Here is a 26,953-nt window from a genome sequence, read left to right on the forward strand (position 1 = left end):
AATCGCCCGCTGCACGATTACTTGCAGGTGTTCTTTTCGAATTGGGGAATCTTCGATATCGACGCGGTCGTTTTTGATTTATACCGCAATTCTTGGCGGGACGGGACGTGTCTCAAGGGTGAAAGCTCAAGAGATGGGATTTGAGAATCGCTATCCCCACTCGTGAAGTGCTCACGATGAGGCGTTCGTCCATATAAAATGTACTTGTTTAGCGTTCAGAAACTGCTGTCTGTGAAATTGGTGGTGATTTGACCACAATTCAGGAAGCGTAGCTGTTCCAACCAAGATCACGACCGACTGTCCAGATTGCAGACCGCTGCTGGCACGCACGTCAAGCAACGTGAATGTCCAGTGCGATTATTGGGGAGGATCCTGAGCTGTTTCAAACAACTGTCGCAATGACACGAAAAGAGGCTTTCGCCAAAAGATCGTGTCTGGTGTTAGGAGGAGTAGTTAGGACCGAAACTTTGCTATTCACATGGCTTGCGAAATCTCTCAGGCTCCAGCATCGGATGTTTCCGTCACGAAACGAAACAGGCAACGAACGGTCTTGCAAGCAGCTACACTCCAGGCTCCATCGCGGCCATGACCGCAAGGCGTAGTTTTTCTGTTTCGGCTTTCTCATTGAGAAACCAGTCGGTGGACCAGATTCGGTGGATATTCCAACCGCGCGAACGGATGACTTCTTCTCGTAGGCGATCCCGATCCCGTGCCGATTTGGCTGAGTGATAAGTTGCGCCATCGCATTCGATGCCCAGTAGGAACGACCGGTCCCCGTCTCGCCGCCGAACGCCGATGTCGACATAGAATCCGGCGACGCCGACCTGTGGGACCGCTTCGAGTCCCCATTCGGCGATTTTCTTGCCCACCGCAATCTCAAACGCAGAGTCCGGTTCCTTGCCTGTCGTCGCCCCCGATTCATCAATCGTGCCGGTCACTGCGTACGACAGGAAGCTCTTGTATGCATTAACGCCGCGGCTTTTGTCCGGTCCACCCTGGATTTCGCTGGGGTGAATCGAATGGAACACAACCATTCGTTTTCTCGAACGCGTGACTAAGACATTCAGTCGTCGCCATCCCTTGGCAGAATTGATGGGGCCGAAACGCTGGAACAGCCGTTGCGATTGCGGGTCTCGGCCATAGGTGTAACAGACGAAAATCACGTCTCTTTCGTCACCCTGGAGGTTCTCTAAATTCTTAATAAAGAGATCTTCTTCCTGCTCTCGGAGTCTGCCGACTGCGAACGCTGCAGCCGGGTCAGACTCACAGCGCTTCTGAAGTAGCTCATCAATTGTTTCCGATTGTCTTTTGTTAAATGTCCCGACACCAAGTGACTCATCTGGATTTACCATCGCGTGACGCACGATTTCTTCGACGACCCTGTTGGCCTCGACCATATTTAAACCACTCCTGCAGGTTGCGTCCTCGACATAGATGTGCTGGATACCGTACCGCTCCGGATTACTTTTGGGAGACGGAAACACAACCAAATCGTCGTCATAAAACTGTGTGTTTGAAAAATGGATCAGGCTTTCGTGTTCACTGCGGTAATGCCAACGGAGTCGGCGAAACGGCTGGAAAATTTTCATCGAGGCTTCAAGTACGGATTCAGTGTTGTCGAATTGTGTTGACTCACCATCCTCCAGGTCTTCGCCCACTTTGTCGAAAAATGACGTCGGTGGGAGCTGCTTCGGATCGCCCACCACCACGATCTGTTTGGCACGCAATAACGTTCCGATGGCATCTTCGGGTTTAATCTGAGATGCCTCGTCCATGATGACGAGATCAAACTCGATGCTATTTTCAGCAACGAATCTTGAGACCGAAAGTGGGCTCATCATGAAACATGGCTTGAGAGCTTGCACAGCATTACCGGCTCGGTCGAGTAAATCCCGAATGCGGCAGTGGCGCTGCTGCTTTTGGGTCTCGTGGCGAATTAGCGATAGTTCAGTGAACTCTCCAACACGTCCTTTTGCATTTCCTGCAGGAATCTGTCTTCGCGCGGCATGGGACGCGATTTCGCTGTGCCGCAATGCCTGCAGCTCTCGATCGAATCGTTGAAACTCATTTCGCAGGCCATCAAGGTGACGCCCGCTAATCGATTTCAGCAATTCTGAACCTTGAAAACAATCGTCAGCAGCAAGTTCCAAGACCGATAAACGGTAGCAATCAACCAGCTGCTGAGATGCGATTTGTCCATCGATCGCAAGGTAGCACAGTCCGACAACTCCGACTTCTTCGCATCGACTGAGCGATGTCGTGAATGCACACCATGCCGGTAGTTGTTCCAAGCATGAAAGAAGTGTCTCCGTTTTTTGCGTGGTGCTCCCGTCAAGCAACTGAGGAGGATCAACTCCAAGCCAGGTGTTGGCAAATTGGCCGTGTTTCCTAAGTTCATTGCAGTGCGATTGCAGGAGTTTAGGGCACATTGAAAGTTCTCGCGAAAGACTTGCGATCGATGCGATAACATCGCCGTCTAGCGATCGCAATATCGCGAGTTTGACTGCTTCGGGTAGAGCATGCAGGGTACTTAAACCGGCGACGATCCAGTCGTTTATTTCTCTTGTTGAGCCCGGTTGAGCGATGGTGAGTTCATAAAGGCCCGCCTCGACGAGACAGGGCCAATTACGTGGGTCGCTGATATACGCTTGATTGTCAATCAGTTCATTGGTGAGGTCGCAGCGTCTTCGTAGTTCGAGATGTGTAACCGAATTGTCGCCGAATACACCGATTGCTGATTCGATCAGGCGTGCTTTTTGATCAAGCCATTGCAAACAGGATTGCGAATCCATCCTGGCGAAATCAGGAAGATGCGAAATCGCCATTGTGGGGCTTGCACTTTGCGTGACGATTTGCGAGAGAGAATCTGACAAAGTCTTTGTGCTGAGTTGAGCTAGATAACCATCACGTTGGCCAAGCAATTCTAGTGCTGTATCGGCATTGAGCCCGAACTGTGCTGCGGTGCGAGCCCAACTGAATGCGGTTTCCAGTTCTTTCCAATCAGTTTGTTCGCCTTGGAAAAATAATCCTAGTCCTTCACATAATTCAGAATCCTCGTTGAACGCAGCGAGAGATTTTTCTATCTCAATTCGCTGGCGCGCAAGGCGGGAAAAATGCTCTACTTTCTCAAATGGCCAATCACCAGGGATGTTCAGTTGGGAAGTGATACGCGTGATAGTTTCCGACAGTTGGCAGATTGATTCGATTAGCCGCGACAACTCGCAAAATGGGCTCTTCGCAATCGATTCGAACGCTCTTGGAGCAAATTGAATCGACTCACTGAGTAAAGCTCGGTAATCGACTAGCGTTTGTTCAATCTCCCCCAACGGTTTCGACAGTGGAAGTTCGCGGAGGCTTTCGACGAGCCGAAACGATCGCTCGTAATCAAAGCCAATAAGCCGCATTTGCGTTGCCCACGTGCATCGCTGCTCGATCGATTCCCATGAAGTCGCGATTCCTTCGAATCCACTCCCAAAGGCTTCCTGCGGAGCTCTGGCTTGTGAAAACTCATCTGCATCCAGGGCCGCAACGTTCAAGTCCTCCAGTGACTTTATCCATTCACCGAGATCGCATTCGGCATCAATCGCGACGAATTCGTCTAGCTGAGATTTTGCCTCCTTGAACTCTCGACTGAAAACACGAAGCCAAGACTTCCGGTGTTTTCGAAGTGCCCTCGCGATTGAGGTGACCAACTTTGGTTCTGGCACGGAAGGCATGTGGAATCTTGAATCCAATTCTCGGAGTCGCGCCGAGATCATTTCGCTCTTGCGAACGCTTTCATCGAAGACGACTTTTGCTTCCGATCTGAACATTGTCTTGAAGAACTTGTCTTTCTCGAACGCGATTGGATTGCATGCGAGTTGAACGAGTTTGAATCGCCGTTCGAGTTCTTCAAGGGTGCTCGGAATGGCCAGGTCTTCGCGGCTGAGTTCAGGTGCCATCGCAACGATCTGATGAACTGCTCGGAGCATCCTCACTGCCCATTGGTGAAGTCTCACTGTCCCATCAGACGTTTTTGCTGGTATGAATTCAGCTGGCAGTGCCTTTATTGCGCGTACAAGTTGATCGAGCGTTTCGGAAGACGCGGGGGTGATGGCGTACGTTCCGGCATCCAATTCCTCGACGGCTCGTTTAGCCAAATCTCGTCTGCTTTGTAGCGACTGGCATTTTTGGATCGCCGAACGGTACAGTTCTTTTCCGCGGTCGAGGAACATCGGTGCGGTGATAGCGTTTTCTTTTTTGGCAATTGGGTGTCGAATCAATTGCAGTACCTTGACTCGTCGACGATAGTCATCTGAAAGGTCCGTTGGCCGGAGCCCTAACTTGGCGAAAATACGTGCCGCACTATCCAGGATTTCAACTGTCTTTTTAAGATCGCTAAGCCATTTCAATACTTCCACGCTCGATTCGGTAGTTGCCCCATCAGTCCACTCTAGGTCATCGAGATAGTGAAGCAGAACTGGATTGGTCTCAGATGCTTCGATCAAAGCGACATCAAACTCACTCTCCAGCCGTTCCTCTTCAAGCTTTTGGAATTGGATTTTGGTGAGCAGTTGTGTGCATTCAGTATTGACGGCTAGGGACGTTAACTTGGCAGAAATCGCGTTGTCGCAATCCGGGACAGAATTGGCAAGTGATTGCAATCGATCAGTGTCTAAGCGATCAGCAATTTGAACTGCTTCCGTTGCATCAATCGAGATAAGCTGAGATAGTTCGGTAGCCGCATTGCGATACCGGCTTGCGGACTGGCCTATTGATTCAAGGTGTTCCTTGATTGTCTCGGATTGTCGAAATGCGAATTGTGATGCCTCGAACCCCCACCAAGGATTGGAGCGTGGTTCGCCGGTGTCTTCGAGCACCCCAGAAAACGTAGTCAATGCTTGGATGGTGCGATCGAACTTGTCCCGATCAGACGGTATTTCGGAGATCGTGTCACCTTGGTAGGAGGCCCCAGTTCCGCGGAGTAGAATGACCTCCCATAGAAGGTCGTAGAGCGTCTGCCGATATGGTCCTACTTTTCGTGACATTTCGGCAACGTAGGCATTCAGTTCATCTCTTCGATTGTTGAGCGAATGACGCGTATTTTCCAAAGTTGTCGGCGAATCATAGTCTTTCGAAATTCGTTCGCGGAGTGCATCGAAAACATGTCTTGGTGAGGCCGAATCGCTGTGCAGTTCCAAACAAAAATCATCAAGTCCTAGGCGCTGCATACGGTCGTGTACGACCTGCAACGCAGCCAGTTTCTCTGCGACGAACAACACCGTTTTACCGCTCGCGATGGCATCCGCGATAGCGTTCGTAATTGTCTGCGATTTTCCAGTGCCAGGTGGCCCTTCAATGACCAAGTTGCGGCCATTACGTATATCCACGAGTGCGGATTGCTGGGAGCTATCGGCGTCTAGCGGCAACATCAGCCGTTCGACGGTTTCGTTCTGATCGACGTTGTAGTCTGGCGCGTAGAGTGCTGCACCATCAGTGTCCGATTGATCATCAGAGGTGCCGCACACCATCCTTTCAATGATCTTAGCTGTCTGGCTATCGGCCGAAAGATCCCAGTTTTTGGGATCGATGTCGGCGTACATCGAAAGTTTGTGAAACGAAAAGAAGCCAAGAAGTGCTTCTCGCTTGATCTTCCAACGAGGTTTGGACTTGACTGAGTCGGCGATGGCTTCGAAATACGATTCCGGAGAAATCTCCAGGTTGAACTCGGGAAGAGATATGTCAAAGTCTTTTAAAAGCTTTTTCTGAAGACAAAGGTTCGATTGAATTTCGTCTTCGTCCCATACGACTTGGAAACGGGGCTCGCCGTCGCCTCGTGAATCCTTTTCGATTTGAACGGGAATCAGAATAAGAGGCGCAATCCGCTCCTTGTCCGAAGAGTCTGACTCTAGCCACGATAAGAAGCCGATTGCCATGAACAGGTAGTTGATTCCTGTTTCCTCCATTGCGGTTTTGGCATCCCGTGAGATGGACCGCAGCGTTGAATTCAACTTTTCTTGGGTCAGATTGGTTTGCAATCGGTCATCAAACAGGCGTCGATTCGCTTCCGTCTTTTTCTGCGTCGGCGTTGGTAGTTCGATAGGCTTTTTGCATACAGTTGGTTTTTCATCGACTGCAAAAATTTCGCTCGAAACTTCGGTATTCGTTTTGGGCTTGGCATCGTATTGACCATCGGGCTTATCTTGGGGAGCCGCTAAAGGTTGAACGGAGCTCTCGTCTGAATCGGACGTTTCGTCGGTGTCTTCGATCGGAGAATCGGGAATGAAATCAAGCACAGATGGCTTTCCCAGATCAACCAGACGCTGATAGATCACATTTGGAAGCTCATCAACGATTTGAAGTGTTTTGCGGTTACTCTTGCGATAGCTAAGCAGCGGATTCCGAAGACTTAAATCCAGTAATCGTTCCCTGAATCGTTCAATTTCTTGAGCGAGGTTGATTGACATCGTGTTCGAACCGGCCTGTTGGTTTTTTAGTAATCGAAGATAATTGCTGGGCGCGGTATCATAGTTAAATAAGTGTTGGTCAGGGGGGGGTTCATTTGGAAGAGCTGTGAGCCCCCATTGGGATGGCGATTGGCTTTGTCTCGCTTAGTGCCACTCTCTGCCTGCGACGGCGTTTTTATCGCGTGGTTGTCTTTTGGCCGAAGGCCATGCGTACCGTACGCTGGGGCATCGCCCCAGTTTTCAGTTGGCCGATCGGCGTCTTTGGCTGAAGGCCATGAGCACCGCTGGCTTTGTGGGGATTGGCAGGTGAAATTGACCTTCGGCCAATCTGGGCTTTGGGAATCGTGTTCCTGTGGCGATGCCACAGGCTAAGGTGTTTGAGGCCTTCGGCCATGTGATTGCAGGTCAAGCAGAGGTTGCGTTTCATCGACCCGCAGCGCACGGCAACGGGCTCGATGCCAAAAGCACTGCTGGCTTTGTGGGGCATGCAGGTGAAATTGACATTCGGCCAATCAGGACTTTGGGGTTCGTGTTCCTGTGGCAATGCCACAGGCAATGATCTTTTTGCCTTCGGCGATGTGATTGTAGATCGAGCAGAGGTTGCGTTTCATCGACGTATCGGTGCACGTCGACGGGCTTGTTGCCTGAGCACTGCTGGCACCTTGCGACGCTGCTTCAACTTTCAAGCCGATCGCTTTTCAGCAGGCCCCTTCGCTTTGGTGAATTTGCTGGGAGAAGTGGTCGTCAACGGTCTTGGATTTGGGCTTCTGGTGATAGCGAGTCCCACGGTGAAGACGGATCAATTCATCCACGACGCCAACTCAGGTACCACGGAGTCAGGGGTAGCGATTTTGGATGTGATGCAGCTTTCACAGGTGGACAAATTGATCGAGCCAGTGATATCGCTGTCGTCAGCGTCCAAATTACCATCAACTGCCACGTTGGGTGACAAGTGATTGTCGAAAAACTGGCCTCATGCGAAGTGGATTGCGCGTAAGCTATTACGTGTGAGAGGTATTGCTCGATTCAGTTCTTGTCAATGAAGTCAGGCGGTGTTTTGAATGTGGCGGCGGCAAACCTATTTTGGGCTGATTGGTTTTATAGTTGCGTCGATAGGTCTTTTGGATCGTACGGGATTCGGGCAAGAACCTCAGTATCAAGAGATCGCCCAACGGCGACGTTCCGTTCTGCTCGCAAAGAAGGGAGAGTGGAAGCTTCGCGATGGTCACGTTTTGTCGGGGCGAATCGAGGAATCATTAATCGAAGGTCGGTTTGTCGTGCGCAACTGGACAGGCAGTAGCGTCTCCACGGAAGTGTTCGTTCCTCTGCATGCGTTCAACGAAAGCGATCAAAATCAGATTCAAGCGAAGCACTTGCAGAAACGGAACTACGTCCGTTACCAATATCTGCCGCGTCTATTCCAGCACCCATCGTTAATGGGTGTAAGGTATCCCAAACCCTATGATCGGCTCGCCGGTGCAGTCGCGATTGAAAATGGCAAGGTATTTTGCTGGTGGGGTGACAAGCTGTATCGTGTGGACGAATCCGAGGTCCCGGCCGAATATTTGAAAGACTTAAAAGTCGCTTTCAAAGATTTCGGCAGCGGCTACCGGTTGCACATTGAAGATTGGCTACCAGGGACCATCGCCGGCAAGGTCCTTGCCGAGACACCAGACAGCTTTGTATTCGAATCGACTCCTGATAAAAGGCAGGAAAATCCCTTTGACTTCCCCATTGGAACTCGTTTTCGGCTGCCAAAGCGAACCATGGGCCAGATTCTGGAACGGGAGATGCGTGCCTGTTTGGGGCGTTATGCTCAACTTGAAGAGTCGGTGAAAATTCCTGATGCAGAGTTAAGCCAACTTCCTGTCCTTTGTCGCTGGATGAAGGAATATGGTGCTGAATGGGCTTTGTGTCGGCCGCCCTCTGCGTCGCGTCAGTCAAGCATTCAAACAATTTCATCCGACGGCGAAGCATCGATTCCAATCTATCAATTGTCCTGCGCCGACCACTTGGAATTCGAATTGGCGGCGATCGATCGTGAAACCAGTTTGGGGCCTGTGGATCGAAACGATGCGGCATACTTGGTCTTAGCTGACACAGCTTTCGAGCGACGGCATTGGACATTGGTCCCTGGTCGCGGGACACTCTCTGCGCGGTTGGTTGGTGCGATCATAAATGGTTTTGCCTTTGACTCTTTTGGCGAATACGTCTTCGTCGAGGCATCACAGCTAAGCCCAATCGACCGTCGGGTTGCACGAATCGCGACAAGCTCGCAGACGCTCGACTGGTTGGACGAAGAAAAGCTTAAAAGTCTGAGCACGAAGCGCATTTTGGTGCACTTTTCCCGTAAAGGTTCGATCGTGGAGTTGGGGAAGTCTTTTGAAGTGCAAGGAGTGATCAACTCTTCTAGCACTGCATGGCATGCTGGTGAGCAGGCGTCGACCAATGGGATCCATTGGGAACACTTTCTCGCGACAACTGAGAACGATTCTCTGCGAAAGGGACTCGAGAGTCTTGTCGATCAGGACAGTCGGTCTGCAGAGGACAAGATCGCTTGGTATCGCGAAAAACTGAAGCCGGCTCCGGAACTGATTGCCGATCTTCCGAAACTCAAGTCATTGCCAGTCAAGCCTGTCGATAGAATGTGGCGGCTCGGCAACGATCGTCCAGGTTTGATTGCCAAGTTGGTCGGACGCTATGGAGATGATTGGGTGTTCGAGATGCAGGTGGATGATCAACCCGTGAATTTCTTGGTCGGGATGGAGGACTTGAGCGAAGAAGATGAAGCAATCGCTAACGCGGTGATCGGCCGACTTGAACCAAGTAATTGGGCCGACGTTTTGCCAACTGCAGATAACGGTCAATATTACCGGTTGTGGCTTGATCCTCGAAACAAAACATTGCTGTCTCCGATACCCGGCGTCGTGGTCCAGGTCTCTCCCCGTCGAGCAGAGTTTCTAAACGTTCAAGGGGCTTCGTTTTCTGACTTCGATGTTGGCCGTCAGAAAGGAATCGGAGAGGAAGTCCAACGTCTCTATCAATTAGCGATAGATCGCGGGAGAGTACGTCTTGAGCAACGGCTGTCAAAACTTCCCCTTTGGTCATTTCAGGATAGCCAACAAAACGTGCGAGCGACGCTTGTCGGGCAAAGCGGTGATGACGCGATCTTTGCGGATGATCAAGAACGCCGCTTTCGTGTTTCAACGGCCTGCCTCGACGATACGGGACAGCGATCGGTATCCCATGCCGACATAAAAGTGCCGGTGTCGGAAGCCAGCAAATTGCCGAGACTGCTGGTCGGAAGAGAACGGCTTTTAGGGCCCGGTTTGATCGAGCGGGTTGGTCATCGAACGGACGGGTATTTGAAGTTGAAGCACGCGTTTTCGGTTTACACATCCAATGGTGGAGGTCAAGCGAAAAGTGGTCGAAACGGCGTGAGCAATCTGCCTCTGTCAAGTTTGACTTTGCGTCAAAGCAGGCTGCTTATCGCCGATTCCATCCGCACAGAATCGTCATTGGAAGACAACCGTTCCATCGACGAAGAACTCGCAAGCCCAATCGACCAGGCGGATATCATCAGCAAGGTACCTGAATTGGATGTCGATATTCGCCGGAAAATTGAATCGTTCTTGTGGCCGGATGGACGCGGCAAGATGCGGTCGCTCGACACCGTCCGCTGGCAACAGTCGAAGCTACAGATTCCCGAAGACGCAGAGCTAGTGACCTGCAATCACGACGCCACGTTCGGTTTGATGAAGGACTCGTCGGGCGAATTGCTATGGTGTCAGTTCTCCAGCGGGAAAACGATCCCAGCACCGTCGGTTAATCTTGACGGGATTTCACATGGACCTTGGGTGGACCGGAATCGTGTTCAGTTGTGGTATGTGAGAGAGGGGCGGCTGTTTCTCTGCAACAAGGAAGGTGATCGAGAATATCCGATCAACCAATCCAAGACACCGGTTGTCGCCGCAGCGATGTCTGGTGATCACCAGAAAATCTTTTTGATCTTTCAAGACACGACGTGTGTTCGACTCGATTTACAGACTGGTCAGGAAACAACATGGCAGTCGGGAATACGGGAATACAAACCGGATGAAAAGATCGAGCTTGTCGCGTCGCCGAACGGAGATGGGATCGCTTATTTTTACGGCAATGTGTTTCAAGGGCAGCAGTTCGATAAAGAACAACCGCTTCCCAGTGAGGCTAACTTTCTACTGATTCAGCCGAGTGAATCGTCGCAGATCGCAGCTGGGAAAACGCTTTCTGCACTTTACACATCAGACTCGAATCGAGTGGATTTGATCTGGCATGAACATGGGGCCGCACCATCAGGTGTGTCCCTTCCCGTGATGCCGGATCGAATTGATATCGTCGATTTAGGTTTTGGCGAAGTCTTACAGGTGATTGGCAATTCATCCGAGCCGATCTACCGCAATGCGGGGTACCGGTTTGTCGCATGGTTCGATCCGCACAAAAGACTATTTCTGTATCGGCCACAGGTAATCGAAGGGGCACCAATTGATCGTCGGTCACCAAAGTCGAATTGGATGGCTGGCGAAAGTGCGATTGTGATCGAGCAAACAGATCAGGGATATGTCCGATCGAGACGCAACGACCGTGCCGCAGTATCGGTGGATCTGTATTTGAGTTCGCTGGCGAAAGAACTCGTCAACGAAATGGATATTGGGCAAATCGCGGCCACCATGTCGTTCTTGGATCATCCCGATTGCCGCGCCCAAGGCGATTATTCGGGAGCCTTGGTAAACCAATTCTTTGCGGCGGTGACAGCCAATGTGTTGGACTTTCGGCCGCATCTGGGAGGCGACCCTATTGAGCGGTCGTTCCGAGTTGCTGGGCGTTTGGGAGATCGGTTTCCATCATCCGACATTGCAAAGTGCATTATCGCAAACGTGTACGACTCGTATGCGTGGGATGCGCGCGGTACTGGTTTTGCTGGCAGCGTGTCAGAGTATCAGTGGACCGTTTTTCACAAGTATGTCGCAAAGGCCGAGAGTATTTGCGAGCCGTTGCTGAATCGTCCTCAGCCGAATTCGCAAGTGTTTCAGTTGGCGTTGGAATTGGCACGGACAAACGGAAAGCCCCTCGAAGAAATCGTTCAATTGGCGAGTCGAATTCGTCAAAGTCCTTACCGGGCCGACGTCTCATTGCACCACTTGGTTGCCATCTATTTGATGCCCCGCTGGAATGGCGCACCCGGAATGCTCGAAAGCTATATGGAAAACGTCGCTCAGACGATTGGAGGCCAGGAGGGGGATGCGGTTTATGCAACCGTCGCACAGAAGTTGAGTTCGATGGGCGGTCCGGATGGACCGGCATCGTTGGGCTTCAATTGGGATTTAGAACGTTTGAAATCGGGAACGCGTGCCAGCGTCCAATCTCGACAAAATTTGGACGTTCTCAGTCATACCCTTTTTATCTTAGCGAACCGTGGTGATATCAATTCATTCATCGAGCTGAGTCGAATCGGAGCCGATCGAGCAATGTTGGCTCCCAGTGTGGTGTCGTCGATGTTGACCGAACCGGCGCAGGCCAATCCTTCAGACAGGCGAGGTTCGAACAAATCCGACGGGATTTAACTACCTGCGAGCCGCTGTGATCGCTCTGCAGTTCGGTGTTGTCGTCAATCGATCTGTGCAGATCTCCGCCAGCTGTGTTCCGTCAGACTCACTCGCTAAAAACTCTGCGGTCGAGTCGGCTAGTGTGGCCCCATCGTTCACGGAAGCTTTCGGTGGGGTGGGGAGCTTGTCTGGGAGATGCTGGTGGCACCACTTTGCACCCGTTTGGGCCGCTTTACGCCAGGGATGTTGGGGGCTTTGGGCAGCAATCTCGCGATGAATGCTAGCAACGTGATGGCGGATTCGTCTTGCGTACCTGGGGGTGTCTCCGCTAATAGAGGGACTGTTTAATCAATTAGCTCTTGGATCCAAGCTAGAACGGTGAGATGGGGCAATACGAATCGACCTGTTGTCCACTTTGTAAAAACGACTCAAGCGAGCCGACGAAGTATAGCGAAGGCGCTCTCAAAATCGTTCGCTGTCAGAATTGTCGACTCTGGTATCTTTCACCGCGTTTGACTGAAGACGCGATGCTCGAACACTACATGAAGGCGGATTACTTCGAAGGTGGTGATTCGGGCTATGACAGCTATGCCGCGCAAGAAGAATCCTTGCGGATGACGTTTCGTCGCTTGCTCGGTGAAATGTCGAAACGCGGAATGTGTGGTGGCAGCGTTTTAGACATTGGCTGCGGCTATGGCTATTTCTTGCAAGAGGCCGAGGGCTACTTCCGGCAACGCTATGGGACCGATTACTCAGCCGGCGCCTTAGCCCAAGCGAAATGGTTTGTGGATAAAGTTTATCAAGGCGGCATCGATGACGTCCCCGAGGAAGAGCAATTTGACTGTGTCGTTGCTTTCCACGTCATCGAACACGTCTATGACCCGACGACCTTTGTGAATTCGCTTTACCGCCGGTTGAAACCAGGCGGGACGATGATACTGGCGGCGCCTGACATGGGCAGCTGGTGGCGGCCGCTGATGGGGCTGAAATGGCCGTCGCTGAAATATCCCGAACACGTTGTCTATTATGACAACAAAACCTTGAAGCTGCTGATGGAAACGGTGCCGCTGGAGAGCCATCAATCGATGCCTTATCCACATGCATTTCCACTGAACCTCGTGTTCAACAAGTTGCGTCTGCCTGAGTTTCCGGAGTTCGGTAAACGCGCCGTATGGATGCCGGCGACAACGGTTGCGATTGCGGCTAAGAAACCGTTAGCGGAAGAAGTCAGGGTGGCGGCATGACGGCATTGCCAGAACTGTCTGTCGTCTTGCCCGTCTATCGAGAAGCCGAGCACATTGAAAGCAGCTTGTCGGTGATCGATCAAACGTTGGCGGCGTTGGACATGCCGTATGAGATCATCTGTGTGGATGATGGTTCACCCGACCAAACTTGGGAGGCGCTGGATCGTTGTGTTTTGAGTTTTAGCAGTGTCCGGGCGATCAAGCTGAGTCGCAATTTTGGCAAAGAGTATGCCGTCCTGGCGGGCTTGGAAAGCAGTGTTGGCCAAGCTGTCGTGGTGATGGATTGTGATCTTCAGCACCCGCCGAGCGTCATTCCCGAGATGGTTCGGCTGTGGCGGTCCGGGAAGTACAAAGTGATCGACGGGGTCAAACGCAAAGCCAACCGTCGGAATCGATTGGCCGAATACGCGGCGCGAAACTTTTATCGCACCTTCCGTCTGTTGACGAAGGCTGATCTCCAGAACAGTTCCGATTTCAAGCTGCTTGATCGTGCGGTGGTCGATGCCTACCTGGGACTTCCCGAACGACAGCTATTCTTTCGAGGATTGGTGTCTTGGATGGGCTATTCGCGAACCAGCGTCGAATTTGAAGTCGCTGATCGCACCGCTGGCGAGTCGAAGTTTTCGGCCAAGCATCTGATCGCATTGGCAACTGACTCGATCATCGGTTTCAGCGAAGTCTTGTTGCAGACGGCCACCGTCGTTGGTGGTTTGTTCTTGTTGTTTTCGATGGGGATCGCAGTCCATACCATCTATCAGTATCTCACCGGTAACGCGGTCGAAGGTTTCGCGACGGTGATTTTAATCCAGCTCTTAATTGGCGCCGCGATGATGCTGGCCATGGGAGTGATCGGGCTTTATATCGCAAGCATCCATCGTGAACTCAAATCGAGGCCACGGTATTTGGTCGAATTTGAGCGGGGCGGAGAATCACTGCGGCCGGAATTAAGTCTGAACGTTCCTGAGACGGACCTCGAACACCTAACCATTGATCATGAGCACGCTAACCAATCCCCAGCCTACGGAAATTACCGAGCCAGGCGATCGGTTGGCCAACTGGTCCATGGGCGGCAACATGGTCAACGCATTGTTCTTCACTTGCCTGATCAGTCTGGTCGCTATTCCTCTCATTCTGCTGCGGGGTAGCGAAGCGGTCGGTACGACTTGGTTGGTGCCGACTGTCTTGGGTGCTTGCGGCTGTGTGGCGGCTTTTTGGTGCGTCCGAGTTTCGGTGACACCAATTGGATTGCCAAGCAAACGTCAGACAACGCGATTGGATGTCATTGCGATTCTGGCGATTGTTTCGCTGTCGTTTGTTGCCTTTTATCTTCCACAGACCGCCAATTTTTGGGGCGGTTACGACGAATTTCAAGCGTTCAGCGAGGTGAAGTCGGTTGCCTGGAGCGACGCGTTTGATTCAATCAACGGTCGACCATTGCTCGGCTTGTCGTTCGCACTTGGCAAGCTAACCGGCGGCGGTTCGATCGAAGGCCACCTGTGGTTTGCTTGGATCATCACGACCGTGAATGCCATTTTGCTTTGGGGCCTGGTTCGATTGATGTTGCCCAATGCGAGTGCGATGGCATTTGCCGCGGCGGCACTCTTGGTTATCAATCGGGCTGACCCTCTAAAGTTCTATCCTCTATGGGCAGCCTCGCCTTATTCCTTGGCGGTCGGCCTAACGCTTGCCGCAACGATCCTGTTCGTCTGGTCTTGGCGAAAGCAGAACCGAGCGATGCTGATTGCCGGTTGTTGCTGCTTGGGGGCGTCACTGTTGATGTATGAAGTCGGCTATCTGGTTGCCATGGTTCCATTGATCATGCTGACAATGGAACGTCAACGCAGTCCGCTATGGCGATTTTGGTGCTACGCGTGGTGCGCAACGCTTGGGCTTTTCGCACTACGTGTCGTGTTGTTCAATCTTAGTGGAGAATCATCTTATCAGGCTCAGCAATTTGCATCGTCTGGATCAGAGTTGAACTCGTTCAGCGACAACTTTTTCCTGCATCTATCTCAGATCAAGCAATACACGTCGTTTTCTAAAGATTCGATGCGAGCACACCCGATGGTGGGCTTGGTTGTTTTCTCCGTCGTTGGGGGACTGACTTGGCATCTCTCAAAGCAAAGCGGTACTGCGACGGTCCGGCAAGTGTGGGGCTCGGTCACGCTCGCCGCGATCGGAATGGTTCTGGGCATAGCGTTGTACTCTCACATGCAAGGCAACGAACGGACGCAGTTCTTCGCGGCACCCGCACAAGCGGTGTTGGTTGTGGGCGCAATTGCCATGGTGATGTCAAAGCTTCCCGCGACTTGGAATGCGATCGGGTTCAGTCTGTGTGTTGGGTTGGTGACGGCGAATGGTGCGGTGCAAAGTTATCGGTCGCAGTTTTCGGACCACAACGTTTCCTATCGATCCATCGTTCATGTTGTTGAGCAGCTAAATGTATTGACCGCCGGGTCGGACGAAGACTTGGTTGTGATGATGTTGTTTGAAGGTAGCTCGCCGACAGGTTGTAGTTATCACATGACCTGTACAAGTAAGAATTTATTGCAAAGGCGGGTCTACACGCTTGGTGAGCAGCAGGATGGGATGATTTCCTTCGAGTTCCGCGACACTGAGATGCGAAGTCCGGCAAACGTCGTGTTCAACGATGACTTGGTGGTTCCCTATCGGAATGTCGTGTTCTGTCATTTGGAGAGCGATGGGACGGTGCGATTGCTTCGCGAGATGCCCAGTCGCATTGTTGAACAGCTGGATAAGGCGGTGATCGATCGAGGGTATGATCCATTTGCCGTGCTTCCTGCGGGCGAGGTCATGCCGCATCCCGAGTTTGACTATCCAAGTTGGAGTGGACCGCCCGCAGATGTGGTGCGAATTCGGCAAGGCGTAGTTCTAGGATCAGGCTGGACGACGCGTCATTTCAGTGCGGGGAGCGTCTATCGGGATGTCGAGAATCAAGCGGAAATCATCATCAATGGTCAAGGCAAAACGACCGCGATTGTCGATCTTGATTTCGGAGTCTTACCCGGGGTGATCGCTTCCGGAGAGATCATCGCGTCTAACGATGCCGGCGAAACGATCGCGAGATGGAACAGTCTTGAGCGACGTGTCGTCGAATTGTCTGTTCCTTGTGAACCGGGAAAGATGCAAAGGCTGACGTTTCAAGCGACGTCGACAGATGGAGCCATTGTGCCGATGCGTTTCTATGCCGTGGGAACGGTTTATCCTGAAGACACGGCGATGCGAACGAACGCGATTACGCGAGACGGAGTCCGTTTAGGAAAGAACTGGTATCCTTTTGAAAGCTACAAAGGCGAATCCTTTCGCTGGCTGAATACCGACGGCGAGATCCTGTTGCCCTATACGATACTGGGGGCGACACAAACCCTTCGGCTAGATGCGGCTGTCGGCCCCGGTGCGACCGATGGAAGCTGTCAGGTCGATGTCGTCGACGATGATGGCGACGTACTGGCAACAAGCGTTCTCTCCGGTCGCCAGACCTTGCGATTTCCACTGACTGCCAAAGCCAACGGAACACAGCGATTAAAGCTCGTCGTCCATGGAGGTGGCCAGCCGCATGGTGCGGACCCACGTCTCTTGAATCTACGTGTGTTCGAATGTGGCCTGACACCAAGCGGTCAGTCTTCGGATCAGTGATCCGTTTGCCGGGGACACTCCGCCCACGATCGAAACAGTGGGATGTACCAACATGCGGCAAGCAGGTGAGCCGGAATCCCGATCAGCCAGGAAAGCAGGATGAAATTCTCTGGCGATCGGTAAAAGATATGGACCCAGACAAACCAGAGTGCGGCTGCTGGAAAAGATAACCGAAAGGCCTGTCGGGCAGAACGATGGAGGCAATCCTGCCACGCGAGTGGATCTTTGTTTGGGCCGAAAAGTCGCTTGAGCTTCATCGACAGCCATTCGATCACTGGATAGCCCCAGATCCATAGCGAGAGCGACCCGATGGCAATCAAAACCATGTTGACTGCCCGATAGGTCTTTATCAAACCGGCTGAAACCCCAGGGCCATGAAGGATTGCATGGTCGAAGCGGATGTAGTTGTAGATTGCGGGGAGCAAGAGAACGACCAGCAACCCTCGAAACCACATCAACCCTTGATGACGCCGCTTTGACAGATCGTTTTGATCGAGGGAGTCATCCCCAGGGGCTTCGTAGGGATTCGAAGTCATCGTCTGTTGCTGACATTTGGGCACGCAAAAACAAGCAATTCTACGCGATAAGCCCACCAGCGGTTCATCCGGCGATCGCGGCGCAGATCTTCAGGCGGGGTTGTGAAGATGGATCGGCAGTTCGCTTGCTAGCAACATGATTGCTGGCTGGTTCTTTGGACGAACCCGCATTGCTGCCCATCAGATTGCTGGTCAGTGTCATTTTCAATGCGGTTGCTTGATCGTTCTCCATCACAACGCGGCTTTGAACGAACCACCCGACGTGAGGGGAGAAGTTTTCCTGACGCAAGACGAGTACAGACTGCCCATCAGGCTCGCATTCGCTGGCGAGGACGAGCCGTGTCCCTTCTGATTGGCCTGGGAACACATTCAGAATTCGAGTGCTCGTAATTTGATTGCTCATAGAGGATTTTACGATGACGGTGAATCTGGCGGTGTGCTTGTTTTGAAAATGATTCTCAATAAGAAGTAGTCTACCGGAATTGATTTGTCGGTCAATATTTCACCGAGTTGTAAAGTCTTCTTACAGGCAAATCAGCCAACTGCCGGGGCCGAAAAAGCATGGTTTGCCCTAAGTCTATTTCAGGGAAGGGTTTGCGGTGGATGTGGCGTTTCGGGGTTGTTGTTTGGCACGCCGACTGCATTACCGCTATTTCACCACGGATGGTCGCGGTTGACCTCCGTCCCCTAACTCTCTTAGGCCGCCATCGGCAAAGGAAACTGCCATGCTCGTTCTCTCACGCAAAGCTGATCAACAAATCCGAATCGGCGAAGACATCACGATCACGGTTGTTCGTGTAGAAGGAAATCGCGTTCGAATCGGGATCGATGCCCCCCGCGACCAGCGGATTGTCCGCGGTGAATTGGAGCCGATCTCGGAAACGATCGAGTTCGAATTGAGTGAGCGTGAATTCGCGTTCGCACACCAGTCAGAAGAAGCGGTGAAATCCTCGCGCTCGGCAAAGAGTTTGTCGCGGGTTTCGAAAGATCGTCTGTCCGGCCAAGCGGACGCTGCCAAGTCCGAGCCTAAGGTCTACAGCGGCAAAATGAATGCGGACGGAAGCAAAGTCCAATTGAAAGCTGAAGAATCGAATCCAGCCCGTCGCTCCCCGTTGGCCGGATTTGTATCGGCATCGTGATCGACTGCCCTGCCCCACCTCACCGCGAAAGGAATCGCGGCTTTTTTTCTCTTCTCGCTCTCGCTGCTTAGTAAAGACCGCTGACGGTCACTTCAGGGTACTCGTTTTGAGCCTTCTGGTTCTGGGCCTGCTCGTTCTGGGCTGATTCTGTTTCCGCAGGTCGAACCGCGATTCGGTCATTGGCATCGACTTCTTGCAGATGCTCTAACAAAATCCGACGGACTTCGAAGATCGCTTGTCCGGTCATATGAATCTTGGTGTGTTCCGCGTCGACCACCAACTCGCTTTCGGTGTCGTTCATGTGTGCACTGTCGTAGGCGACGATCCCGTCACCACGTCCCGCTTTCTTTTGCAACAAGGTTGGGTCGGCCAAGACGCCGATGATGTTGTGGTACTTCACCTCGGGCGCGTATTTGGCTCGCATCATCACTGGAAAGATCGGTGATTCGGGTGCAAGCGAATCGATCGCGTTTGCCATCGTCAGCAGTTCGGTATCCCGGAAATAGTTGGGATTGCTGTCGACGAGTGTTTTTCCTGTTGCGGTGCTGATCTTCGGCAGTTTGATGACCTTCCGAGCCAACCAGCGAGTGACATCGTTTGCGAATTGGCTGCCACGGTGCGGCGTGCCGATCGTAATGACACGTTTGACGGATTGGTTGGGATGGAAGTACAGCGTACTGACCAGTTTCATCCGCTGCTGCTCGTCTCCTAGCAATTTTTCCCGGGGTTGATCGCTGACGATTTGCCAAAAGTCGTCGCCGCTGTCGATCGTCTGCATCCGGCTGACCAAACCGCCCATGCTGTGCCCGACCAAGACCATTTCGTCGATGGGGGCGTCTTGATGCATCGGGTCAAAGGTTTCGCGGAGTTCTTGCAGGTCCGTCCGAAGCTGTGTCGCGCTGATCCAAAACGGCTGGCCGGAAGGATAGAGGTAGAACCAGAATTGATAGCGTTCGCGGATTTCGGCAAAGCTGCGCAGGTCGTTGAACATGTCCATCCAGGTTCGCGGGCTGGACCACAAGCCGTGGACCATCAGCACGGGAATCCGGTTGGGATCGTAAGGCTCGAGCATGTAGACGCCACGGTTTTTGCTTGCGTCCTCGGGATTGATCAGGCCCTCTGTTTCGCGATTGCGTTCGCGGAAACGCGGCGTATCGAGGAAGAACGCGAGCGGTGTCGTCAGGTCGGTTTCCAGCGGAACCCAGTGGCTGGCCAGCTTGACTTGGTTCGCTTTCAGCGGGTCAAAGAACTCCAGGACGCAAACGTTTGACCCTTCTTTGCTTTCATCGTTTTTCCCGGTGCATCGCATCATTGCCGTCACGGCGTAGCTGAGGCCCTCCGGGTAGTACTTTTCACGTGGGTCGCGTTCGCTGTCGCTTTTGCGGACGGCGATCATCGGAACGCCCAAGCCGAACGTGGTGTGTTTACTGCGGAGCGTTTGGATTTCGTAGTCGCTGACAAATTCGTAGTGATCGAATTCGTCGGCGTTCCATTTGCCACGCATTTCCGTTTGGATCACGAACTCTTGATCGTTCGCTTTCACGCGATAGGTCTGACCGGGCTTGATGTGGCTTTGTTTGCAAAGCAGTCGGAGGGTGTCTTCGAGCGATTCGTTGTACAGGTCACATGTTTCGCGGAACTGAGGGTCGTAGTGGTTTCGGGTCAGTTTCAGTTCTTCGGAAAACAGATAGTCATAGCTGTTGGTCAGCGTGACGCCATAATGTGCGAGCGCATCGCTTTCTCGGTCGGCGAGTTCCGCCTTTTTGCCTTCGACGTAGGAGAGTTCGGCGAGGGAGTGAATCAGTTCCGGGTCGCGGTTTTCGCGAATGGTTTGCTGGATGTTTTGCAGGCAAACGGTGGAATCTTTTTGGTAGCCATCACGCAACCCGTAGCGACGGAGTGTGTTCCACGTCCGTTCACTAATTTGTGGACCGGAATGATTCAGCAACCGCAGTGGCGCGGTCAGTGGGTTGGCGCGTTCGGTGCGTGGCGTGACATAGCGAACCGTCGAGCAGCCGCAGGCGGTGATCAGCAGTATCAGCACTGCTGAGTAAATCGGTGTCGGTCTTGATTCCGTTGCAAACATCCTTGTCGCCCGTCATGCAGTATTTCTGCGCGTTCTTGGCGCAGAGTCGGAGACGGTAGAAAGCCTGGCTTGTTGACGTCAATGTGAATTGAGTTTCACGCCAGCAAGTTTCACGTCGCGGCGTCTTTGATCGAACCGCCGCCCCCCGAACGTGTTAAAATCGGTCGCATGTTCAATACTCCTGGCGATTCTAAATGCGACCGAATCTGGGTCGCGTTCAGGATTACTAGGTAGCGTTCAGGGTCTTGTACGGGCGGGCATGTAATGGAGCGACGACAGTTTTTGCAATCGGCTGCGGGCGGAGCCAGTATGCTGGCAATGTCCTTGTTGCAGGGCAAGCGAGCGGTCGGCGCGGAGCATCTGGCAGGCCCGCATTTCACTCCCCGTGCGAAACGGGTCATCTGGTTGTTTATGCATGGCGGTCCCAGTCATGTGGACCTGTTTGATCCAAAACCAGAGTTGCAGAAGTACGCCGGCAGTCCGCTGCCGGAAAGTTTTGGCAGCGTGATGACCCGTCGCCAAGTTGCTACGAATCCATTGCTCGGTCCGATCCGACCGTTTCGGCCGAGAGGCGAATCTGGAATCGAGATCTCTGATTTCTTGCCGGAGATCTCGACGGTCGCCGACGACCTGTGTGTGATCCGTTCGTTGCATGGCGATAGCGTGAACCATCCGCAGTCGGTTTATCAGATGAATACCGGCAGTATTCTGATGGGACATCCCAGCTTTGGCAGTTGGTTGGCGTATGGGCTGGGGACCGAAAACGAAAACATGCCTGCCTTTGTCGTTTTGCCAGATCCTGGTGGCGGATTGAAAGGCGGCCCCTCTGCATGGGGCAATGGATTTTTGCCGGCGCTTTATCAGGGAACCACGATGCGACCTGGCAAGACGCCGATCTTGAATCTCAACACTCCGTCGGGGATCAGCGCCCAGCGCCAGCGTTCATCGTTGGATTTCTTGAACCGCCTGAATCGGCGCCACCTAAGCAGGCGAGATTTCGACGATGAGCTTGCCGCGCGGATGCAATCGTACGAGTTGGCGTTTCGGATGCAGTCGGCCGCACCGGAAGCGGTCGACTTGTCGCAAGAGACGGAAGAGACGCTGTCGCTGTATGGGATCGATCGGCCGGAAACGAGGGACTACGGACAACGTTGTCTACTCGCGAGGCGATTGATTGAGCGTGGTGTGCGGATTGTGCAGGTCTACTCCGGTGATACGAACGGCTGGGACGCACACGAGGATGTCGACAAAAATCATTCCGAGTATTGTGAACGCACCGACAAACCCGTCGCGGCCTTGCTCAAGGATCTCAAGCGAACCGGGTTACTCGACGACACGCTGGTGATCTGGTGTGGCGAGTTCGGAAGGATGCCAATGAGCGAACAAGGCAAGGGCCGTGATCATAACCCGTGGGGTTACAGCGGATGGCTTGCCGGGGCTGGCATTCGAGGCGGTCGGACGTACGGGGCTACGGACGAAATCGGTCTGCGCGCTGCAGAAGACACCGTCCACGTCAACGAATTTCACGCAACACTGCTGCATCTCATGGGGCTCAACCCGCTCGAGTTGTCCTTTCCGCACAACGGATTGGACGAACGTTTGATTGGTCCCAGCCACGTCGATGTGGTGGAGGGTTTGATTTGATGTTCCGGCAACCGCTGCTGTATTACACTCGCTGGTTTTTTGCTTCGTCCTACGCGATTTTCTTCACGGCCGTTTCGCCTGCCAAAGAACCGCAACCGATTGAAGACTCGGTGGTCGATGAACAACCGATCGAAGACTACGAGCGAGATCATTGGTCCTATTATCCGATCGATTCGCCACCCGTACCTGCTGTTCAAGATCCAGCCTGGTGCCAGACGCCGATCGACCGATTCATCTTGGCAACGCTTGAAAGTGAAGGCCTGCGTCCGGCACCGAAGGCAGACCGATCGACATTGGTACGGCGGCTGAGCTGGGACCTGACAGGCCTGCCGCCCAACTCGGTGCTTGCCAAGCAATTCGCTGCTGATGACGCGTCGCTGTCCTATGATCAGCTCGTCGATCAATTGTTAGCCTCACCAGACCAGGCTGAACACGCCGCGCAGTTCTGGTTGGATTTGGCCAGATTTGCTGAGACCGACGGCTTCGAGCATGACAAGGTACGTCCGACGGCTTGGCAATATCGTGATTGGGTGGTCAAGGCGTTTGCACATGATTTGCCATACGACCAGTTCATCCGCTGGCAGCTCGCCGGTGACCAACTGGAACCGGACAACGACGATGCACAATTGGCAACGGCGTTCTGTGTTTCGGGGCCCGACATGCCCGATATCAATCTGCTCGACGAGCGGCGTCATGTTTTGCTGAACGAAATCACGTCGACTGTGGGCAGCGTTGTGATGGCGCTGCAGTTTGGCTGTGCGCAGTGCCACGACCACATGTACGACTCCATCAGCCAAGGTGATTTTTATCGATTGCGTGCGTTCTTTGATGACGCCGTTGAATTGAAAAAGAACAAGTCGGTCACGATGCTGACGAGCGTCCGAACCGATCGTCCCAGTCGCTTGATGACGCGTGGTGATTTTCGCCGTCCGGGACCGATCGTTCAGGCCGCGTACCCACGCTTACTAAACGCGGATGAAGACTATCCCGATGCCCCAGTTGGGAAACGCGCGGCGTTGGCAAATTGGTTGACGTCACAGGATCACCCCCTGACCGCGCGTGTGATCGTCAATCGCGTTTGGCAAATGCACTTTGGTCGTGGATTGGTTTCAACGCCGAGTGACTTCGGAGTTTTAAGCGACGAACCCAGCCATCCAGAGTTACTCGATTACTTGGCGTCACAGCTAATCGAAAACCGTTGGAGTCTGAAGTGGCTTCATCGTCAAATCGTCTGTTCGAGCGTCTATCAGACGCGCAGCCAACGTCCCACCGATGCAGGGCAACTTGGCTCGTGGGACCAAGCCTTGCAATCCGATCCGGAGAACCGATGGTTGGCTCGTTATCCGCGGCGACGATTGACCGGTGAAGCGATCCGGGACGGCATGCTGCTGCAAAGCGACGCGCTGAATCGTGAAATGGGCGGCGCCGGATTCCGGCCGCCGCTGCCTGACGACATGGTCAAGACGTTGCTCAATGGGCAGTGGAATGTCACCAAAGACCAATCCCAACATGGGCGGCGGAGCCTCTATTTGTTTGCCCGCCGAAACTTGCGGTATCCGTTTTTCGCGACCTTTGATCGCCCTTCGGCGGACCAGCCTTGTGCGTGCCGTGATGAATCGACGACGGCGGTCCAATCATTGACTCTGTTCAATTCAGCGCTCAGCATGACCGCGGCTCAGAATTTGGCAGATGCGTTGATCGTCCACTCGAAGGAAACCGACGAACAGGTCGAAGAGGCCTTTTGGCGAGTCTTTTCTCGGGGGCCGGATCAATCCGACCGCGAAGCGACCTTGCAATTTCTGAGCTCGCAGCTTGATCTGATTCGGCAAGAAGTACCCACAATCGATCGCTCAGTTGCTGAACGCTTGGCGCTGATCGATCTCTGCCGGACGCTTTTGAATTCGAGTGGGTTTGTGTACTTCGACTAGTCCGATCGGGGATTTCAAAGGGCCAGAGCGTCGACATTCGCCCGGCAGATCCGGATATACTGTTGGTCCTCCGGTCTTTCGATCACCTACCCACCTATCGGACTCAACCATGTCTACTTCTCGGCGTCAATTCATCAAAACGAGTGCTGCCGCATCTGCGATTGCGGCTACTGGAGTCAGTTCGCTCGCCTCAGTTCAAGCGCAAGAGGCGTCTGGCAAACTTCGTTTGGCTTCTATTGGTGTCGGCGGTTCACGCGGGCGCTACAACCGTGGCGGACAGATTGCCCGCGAGGCCGCTCGGTTTGCCAACATGGTTGCGGTCTGTGATGTTGATGATTTGCATACCGAAGAGTTCAACCAATCGTTCGGCGGCAAATTGAACAAGTACCGCGACTATCGCGAGATGCTGGAACAGGAAAAACCGCAGGTCGTCACCATCGGAACCCCTGACCACTGGCACGTTCCGATCGCAATCGCCGCCCTCCGCAGTGGTGCCGATGTTTACTGTGAAAAACCACTGACGTTGACGATCGACGAAGGCAAGCAGATCCGCAAAGTCGTCGAAGAAACCGGACAGGTTTTCCAAGTTGGCACACAACAGCGGAGCACCAAGGACAAGTTCCTGACCGCAATCGCGATGGTGCACACCGGTAAATTGGGCGACAACGTGAATGCCTATGTCGCGATCGGTGGCGCTCCCGGTGACGGGCCGTTTGATTACGCCGATGTGCCCGAAGGGTTGGACTGGGAAATGTGGGTCGGGCCGGCTCCCAAGGCAGACTACTGCGAACAACGCCGCAAGATGTTCCGTTGGTACTTCGATTACTCCGGCGGCAAAATGACTGACTGGGGTGCCCACCACATCGACATCGCACAATGGGCACTGGCCCCGGGCGAAAACGGACCAACTCGAATCAAAGGCAGCGGAGAGTTCCCAAGTATCGTTCCTAGCGAATTCGATTGGGCGAGTTACTTGGACGGTGACGCAACGTTGCCCAACGGTTTCAACACCGCGACGAAGTTCAGTGTTGATCTGAATTACGACAACGGCGCATTGATTAGCGTCAACGATCATTACAAACGCGATAACGACAACGTCGATTTCCCGAACGGGATTCTGTTCGAAGGCGACAAGGGACGCATTTTTGTCAATCGTGGCAAATTGGAAGGCGGCCCCGTCAACGACCTCACCGATGCTGACAAAGCGGAACTCGACGAGTACATCACCAAATTGTGCAAAGGCAAAACGCCCGGTAACCACATGGGTAACTTCTTCGAGTGCATCGATGACCGCAGCAAACCGATCTCGGATGTCTGGTCCCATCACCGCACCATGACGTCATGTCACCTTTGCAATATCGCATTGATGACCGGACGTGAATTGCAATGGGACCCGAAGGGCGAGGTCTTTGTCAATGACGATGACGCGAATCGCTTCTTGAGCCGTAAGTCACGCAAGTTCGATCCCGTTGCCTAATCGAACACGGTTTGCGGATCGGGAGTGACAACTGCACTTCAACCAAGAGCTTGGGTTCGCCCAAGCTCTTTTCTATTGGTTCAAGTGGTGGTCCGAAGTCATCGTTTCCTCCGAGTTTGGTACCACGAATAAATCGATACAGTCCTGACGAAAGCGAACGTAACCGAGCGGGATCGTCGCGGCGCAGAACAGCAAGATCGAAAGCGGCGATGCACCGGCATTTAGCAGGCGAGCGGTGTCGAGCGTTCGCTCTCCGGTGAACCAAGCGACGGCAAGGTAGGTTCCGTTGGCGAGTAAACAGAAGTCGGCGATGAATCGTGTCGACGGGTGACGGACCACCATCGCGATCAATCCGACGCCTGCGATTCCGAAGACTGGCCCACCCCAAAGTGTTAGCAGCGGGGCAGGATCTGGCTGATGCAGCGAATACGGTAGCCGCCAGGGTGCCAAGTCATAGTGCACCAGTGTGGCGCCAGAGATTCCGCCGCCGATCAGATGGCCGACTTCGTGGGTGAAAACCATCACGGCCCATGAAACAATCAGACCGGCGGCCAGCTTCAACCATGCAGGCAACCGGCTTGCCGAGTGGTTTACTCGACGCAACCACATGACATCACTTGTCCGAAGCAATTCGGGCATTGCTCGATGTCACAAGACGGGACGTGGTACTGTTCTTTCAGGACGCCACAGTCCCCACAATGTTCCATGGATTCGACTGGAAGGTCGCGTTCGTCGCCAAAGCGGATGCGTTCGAACGGTTTACCATCGATTTCCAAGGTGGTGATTGATTGGGCTTCGATGATTCGTGCGGGCCACTCTTCGTCCATGATCATCCCGTTGTAGATGACCTCGCCTTCGCCCGGTTGGCAATCTTCGTCCTCAAAATCGATGACTTCCCAGTCAAACAGTGGGGCCAAGTCATCGCCGTCGAAGAACGCCTCGAACGCTTTGCAAACGTCGTCGAGCGTCGTGGTCTCGGGATCGATCCCAAAGTGACGTTCCTCGGAACCATCACGGTACTCAAGGCACCAAGACGTTTCGTCGTCACGGCGCGTTTGCACATAAACTTCTTCGGCGCGTTCCAAAATCGCGTATCCCTCAACGTCCAAGTTGATCAAAGCATCACGAATGCCTTTGCGGTCTGGGGTATTGATCAGTTGACTGTCGTTGACGTTCAGGTGCATGGAATGCGTTCACAAGTGAAAGTGACAAAG

General features: G+C 53.2%; 13 protein-coding genes. 7 read left to right on the plus strand and 6 right to left on the minus strand.

The window, feature by feature from the left end; genetic code table 11:
- Positions 1-560: 560 nt before the first annotated feature.
- Positions 561-6,446 (minus strand): DUF4011 domain-containing protein, encoded by a 5,886-nt coding sequence (locus CGZ80_RS01480; protein WP_094411003.1) that lies wholly within the window; start codon positions 6,444-6,446, stop codon positions 561-563.
- A gap of 1,121 nt (positions 6,447-7,567) precedes the next feature.
- Between CGZ80_RS01480 and CGZ80_RS01490 the strand changes: the two genes are divergently transcribed.
- From CGZ80_RS01490 to CGZ80_RS01500, 3 genes are all read left to right on the plus strand, one after another.
- Complete coding sequence (locus CGZ80_RS01490) at positions 7,568-12,046, plus strand: hypothetical protein (RefSeq protein ID WP_143543689.1); 4,479 nt, start codon at positions 7,568-7,570, stop codon at positions 12,044-12,046.
- Positions 12,047-12,411: 365 nt separating this feature from the next.
- Positions 12,412-13,272, plus strand: coding sequence for a class I SAM-dependent methyltransferase (locus tag CGZ80_RS01495; protein WP_094411006.1), 861 nt, complete (start codon positions 12,412-12,414; stop codon positions 13,270-13,272).
- Entirely contained in the window at positions 13,269-14,417 is a 1,149-nt protein-coding gene (locus CGZ80_RS01500; protein ID WP_094411007.1) for a glycosyltransferase family 2 protein, read from the plus strand. Before CGZ80_RS01495 ends, CGZ80_RS01500 begins: the two co-directional genes overlap by 4 nt.
- Positions 14,418-16,922: 2,505 nt before the next feature.
- Here the strand turns inward: CGZ80_RS01500 and CGZ80_RS01510 are convergent.
- On the minus strand, positions 16,923-17,465 hold the full coding sequence (locus tag CGZ80_RS01510; RefSeq protein ID WP_094411009.1) for a hypothetical protein: 543 nt from the start codon (positions 17,463-17,465) through the stop codon (positions 16,923-16,925).
- Positions 17,466-17,529: 64 nt separating this feature from the next.
- Complete coding sequence (locus tag CGZ80_RS01515) at positions 17,530-17,868, minus strand: hypothetical protein (RefSeq protein WP_094411010.1); 339 nt, start codon at positions 17,866-17,868, stop codon at positions 17,530-17,532.
- A gap of 322 nt (positions 17,869-18,190) precedes the next feature.
- Between CGZ80_RS01515 and CGZ80_RS01520 the strand changes: the two genes are divergently transcribed.
- Positions 18,191-18,604 (plus strand): carbon storage regulator, encoded by a 414-nt coding sequence (locus tag CGZ80_RS01520; protein ID WP_094411011.1) that lies wholly within the window; start codon positions 18,191-18,193, stop codon positions 18,602-18,604.
- Between the two features lie 67 nt (positions 18,605-18,671).
- On the opposite strand, the gene CGZ80_RS01525 is transcribed toward CGZ80_RS01520, so the two are convergent.
- A complete protein-coding gene (locus tag CGZ80_RS01525) occupies positions 18,672-20,690 on the minus strand; it encodes an alpha/beta fold hydrolase (protein WP_198953602.1) in 2,019 nt (672 codons plus the stop codon).
- Between the two features lie 264 nt (positions 20,691-20,954).
- Here CGZ80_RS01525 and CGZ80_RS01530 point away from each other — a divergent pair, with 264 nt between their 5' ends.
- From CGZ80_RS01530 to CGZ80_RS01540, 3 genes are all read left to right on the plus strand, one after another.
- Positions 20,955-22,334 carry a DUF1501 domain-containing protein gene (locus CGZ80_RS01530; RefSeq protein WP_094411012.1) on the plus strand — a complete coding sequence of 460 codons (1,380 nt, stop codon included), beginning with the start codon at positions 20,955-20,957 and terminating at the stop codon, positions 22,332-22,334.
- Positions 22,334-24,262, plus strand: a complete 1,929-nt coding sequence (locus tag CGZ80_RS01535) for a DUF1549 and DUF1553 domain-containing protein (RefSeq protein ID WP_094411013.1) — start codon at positions 22,334-22,336, stop codon at positions 24,260-24,262. Before CGZ80_RS01530 ends, CGZ80_RS01535 begins: the two co-directional genes overlap by 1 nt.
- A 109-nt stretch (positions 24,263-24,371) precedes the next feature.
- Positions 24,372-25,739, plus strand: a complete 1,368-nt coding sequence (locus tag CGZ80_RS01540; protein ID WP_094411014.1) for a Gfo/Idh/MocA family protein — start codon at positions 24,372-24,374, stop codon at positions 25,737-25,739.
- A 72-nt stretch (positions 25,740-25,811) separates the two neighbouring features.
- Here the strand turns inward: CGZ80_RS01540 and CGZ80_RS01545 are convergent, their stop codons facing one another.
- Positions 25,812-26,348 carry a hypothetical protein gene (locus tag CGZ80_RS01545; protein ID WP_233148161.1) on the minus strand — a complete coding sequence of 179 codons (537 nt, stop codon included), beginning with the start codon at positions 26,346-26,348 and terminating at the stop codon, positions 25,812-25,814.
- Positions 26,330-26,923, minus strand: coding sequence for a hypothetical protein (locus tag CGZ80_RS01550; RefSeq protein WP_094411015.1), 594 nt, complete (start codon positions 26,921-26,923; stop codon positions 26,330-26,332). Before CGZ80_RS01550 ends, CGZ80_RS01545 begins: the two co-directional genes overlap by 19 nt.
- Between the last annotated feature and the right edge of the window lie 30 nt (positions 26,924-26,953).

The sequence above is a fragment of the Rhodopirellula sp. MGV genome, from assembly GCF_002251265.1.
GTDB lineage: Bacteria > Planctomycetota > Planctomycetia > Pirellulales > Pirellulaceae > Stieleria > Stieleria baltica_A.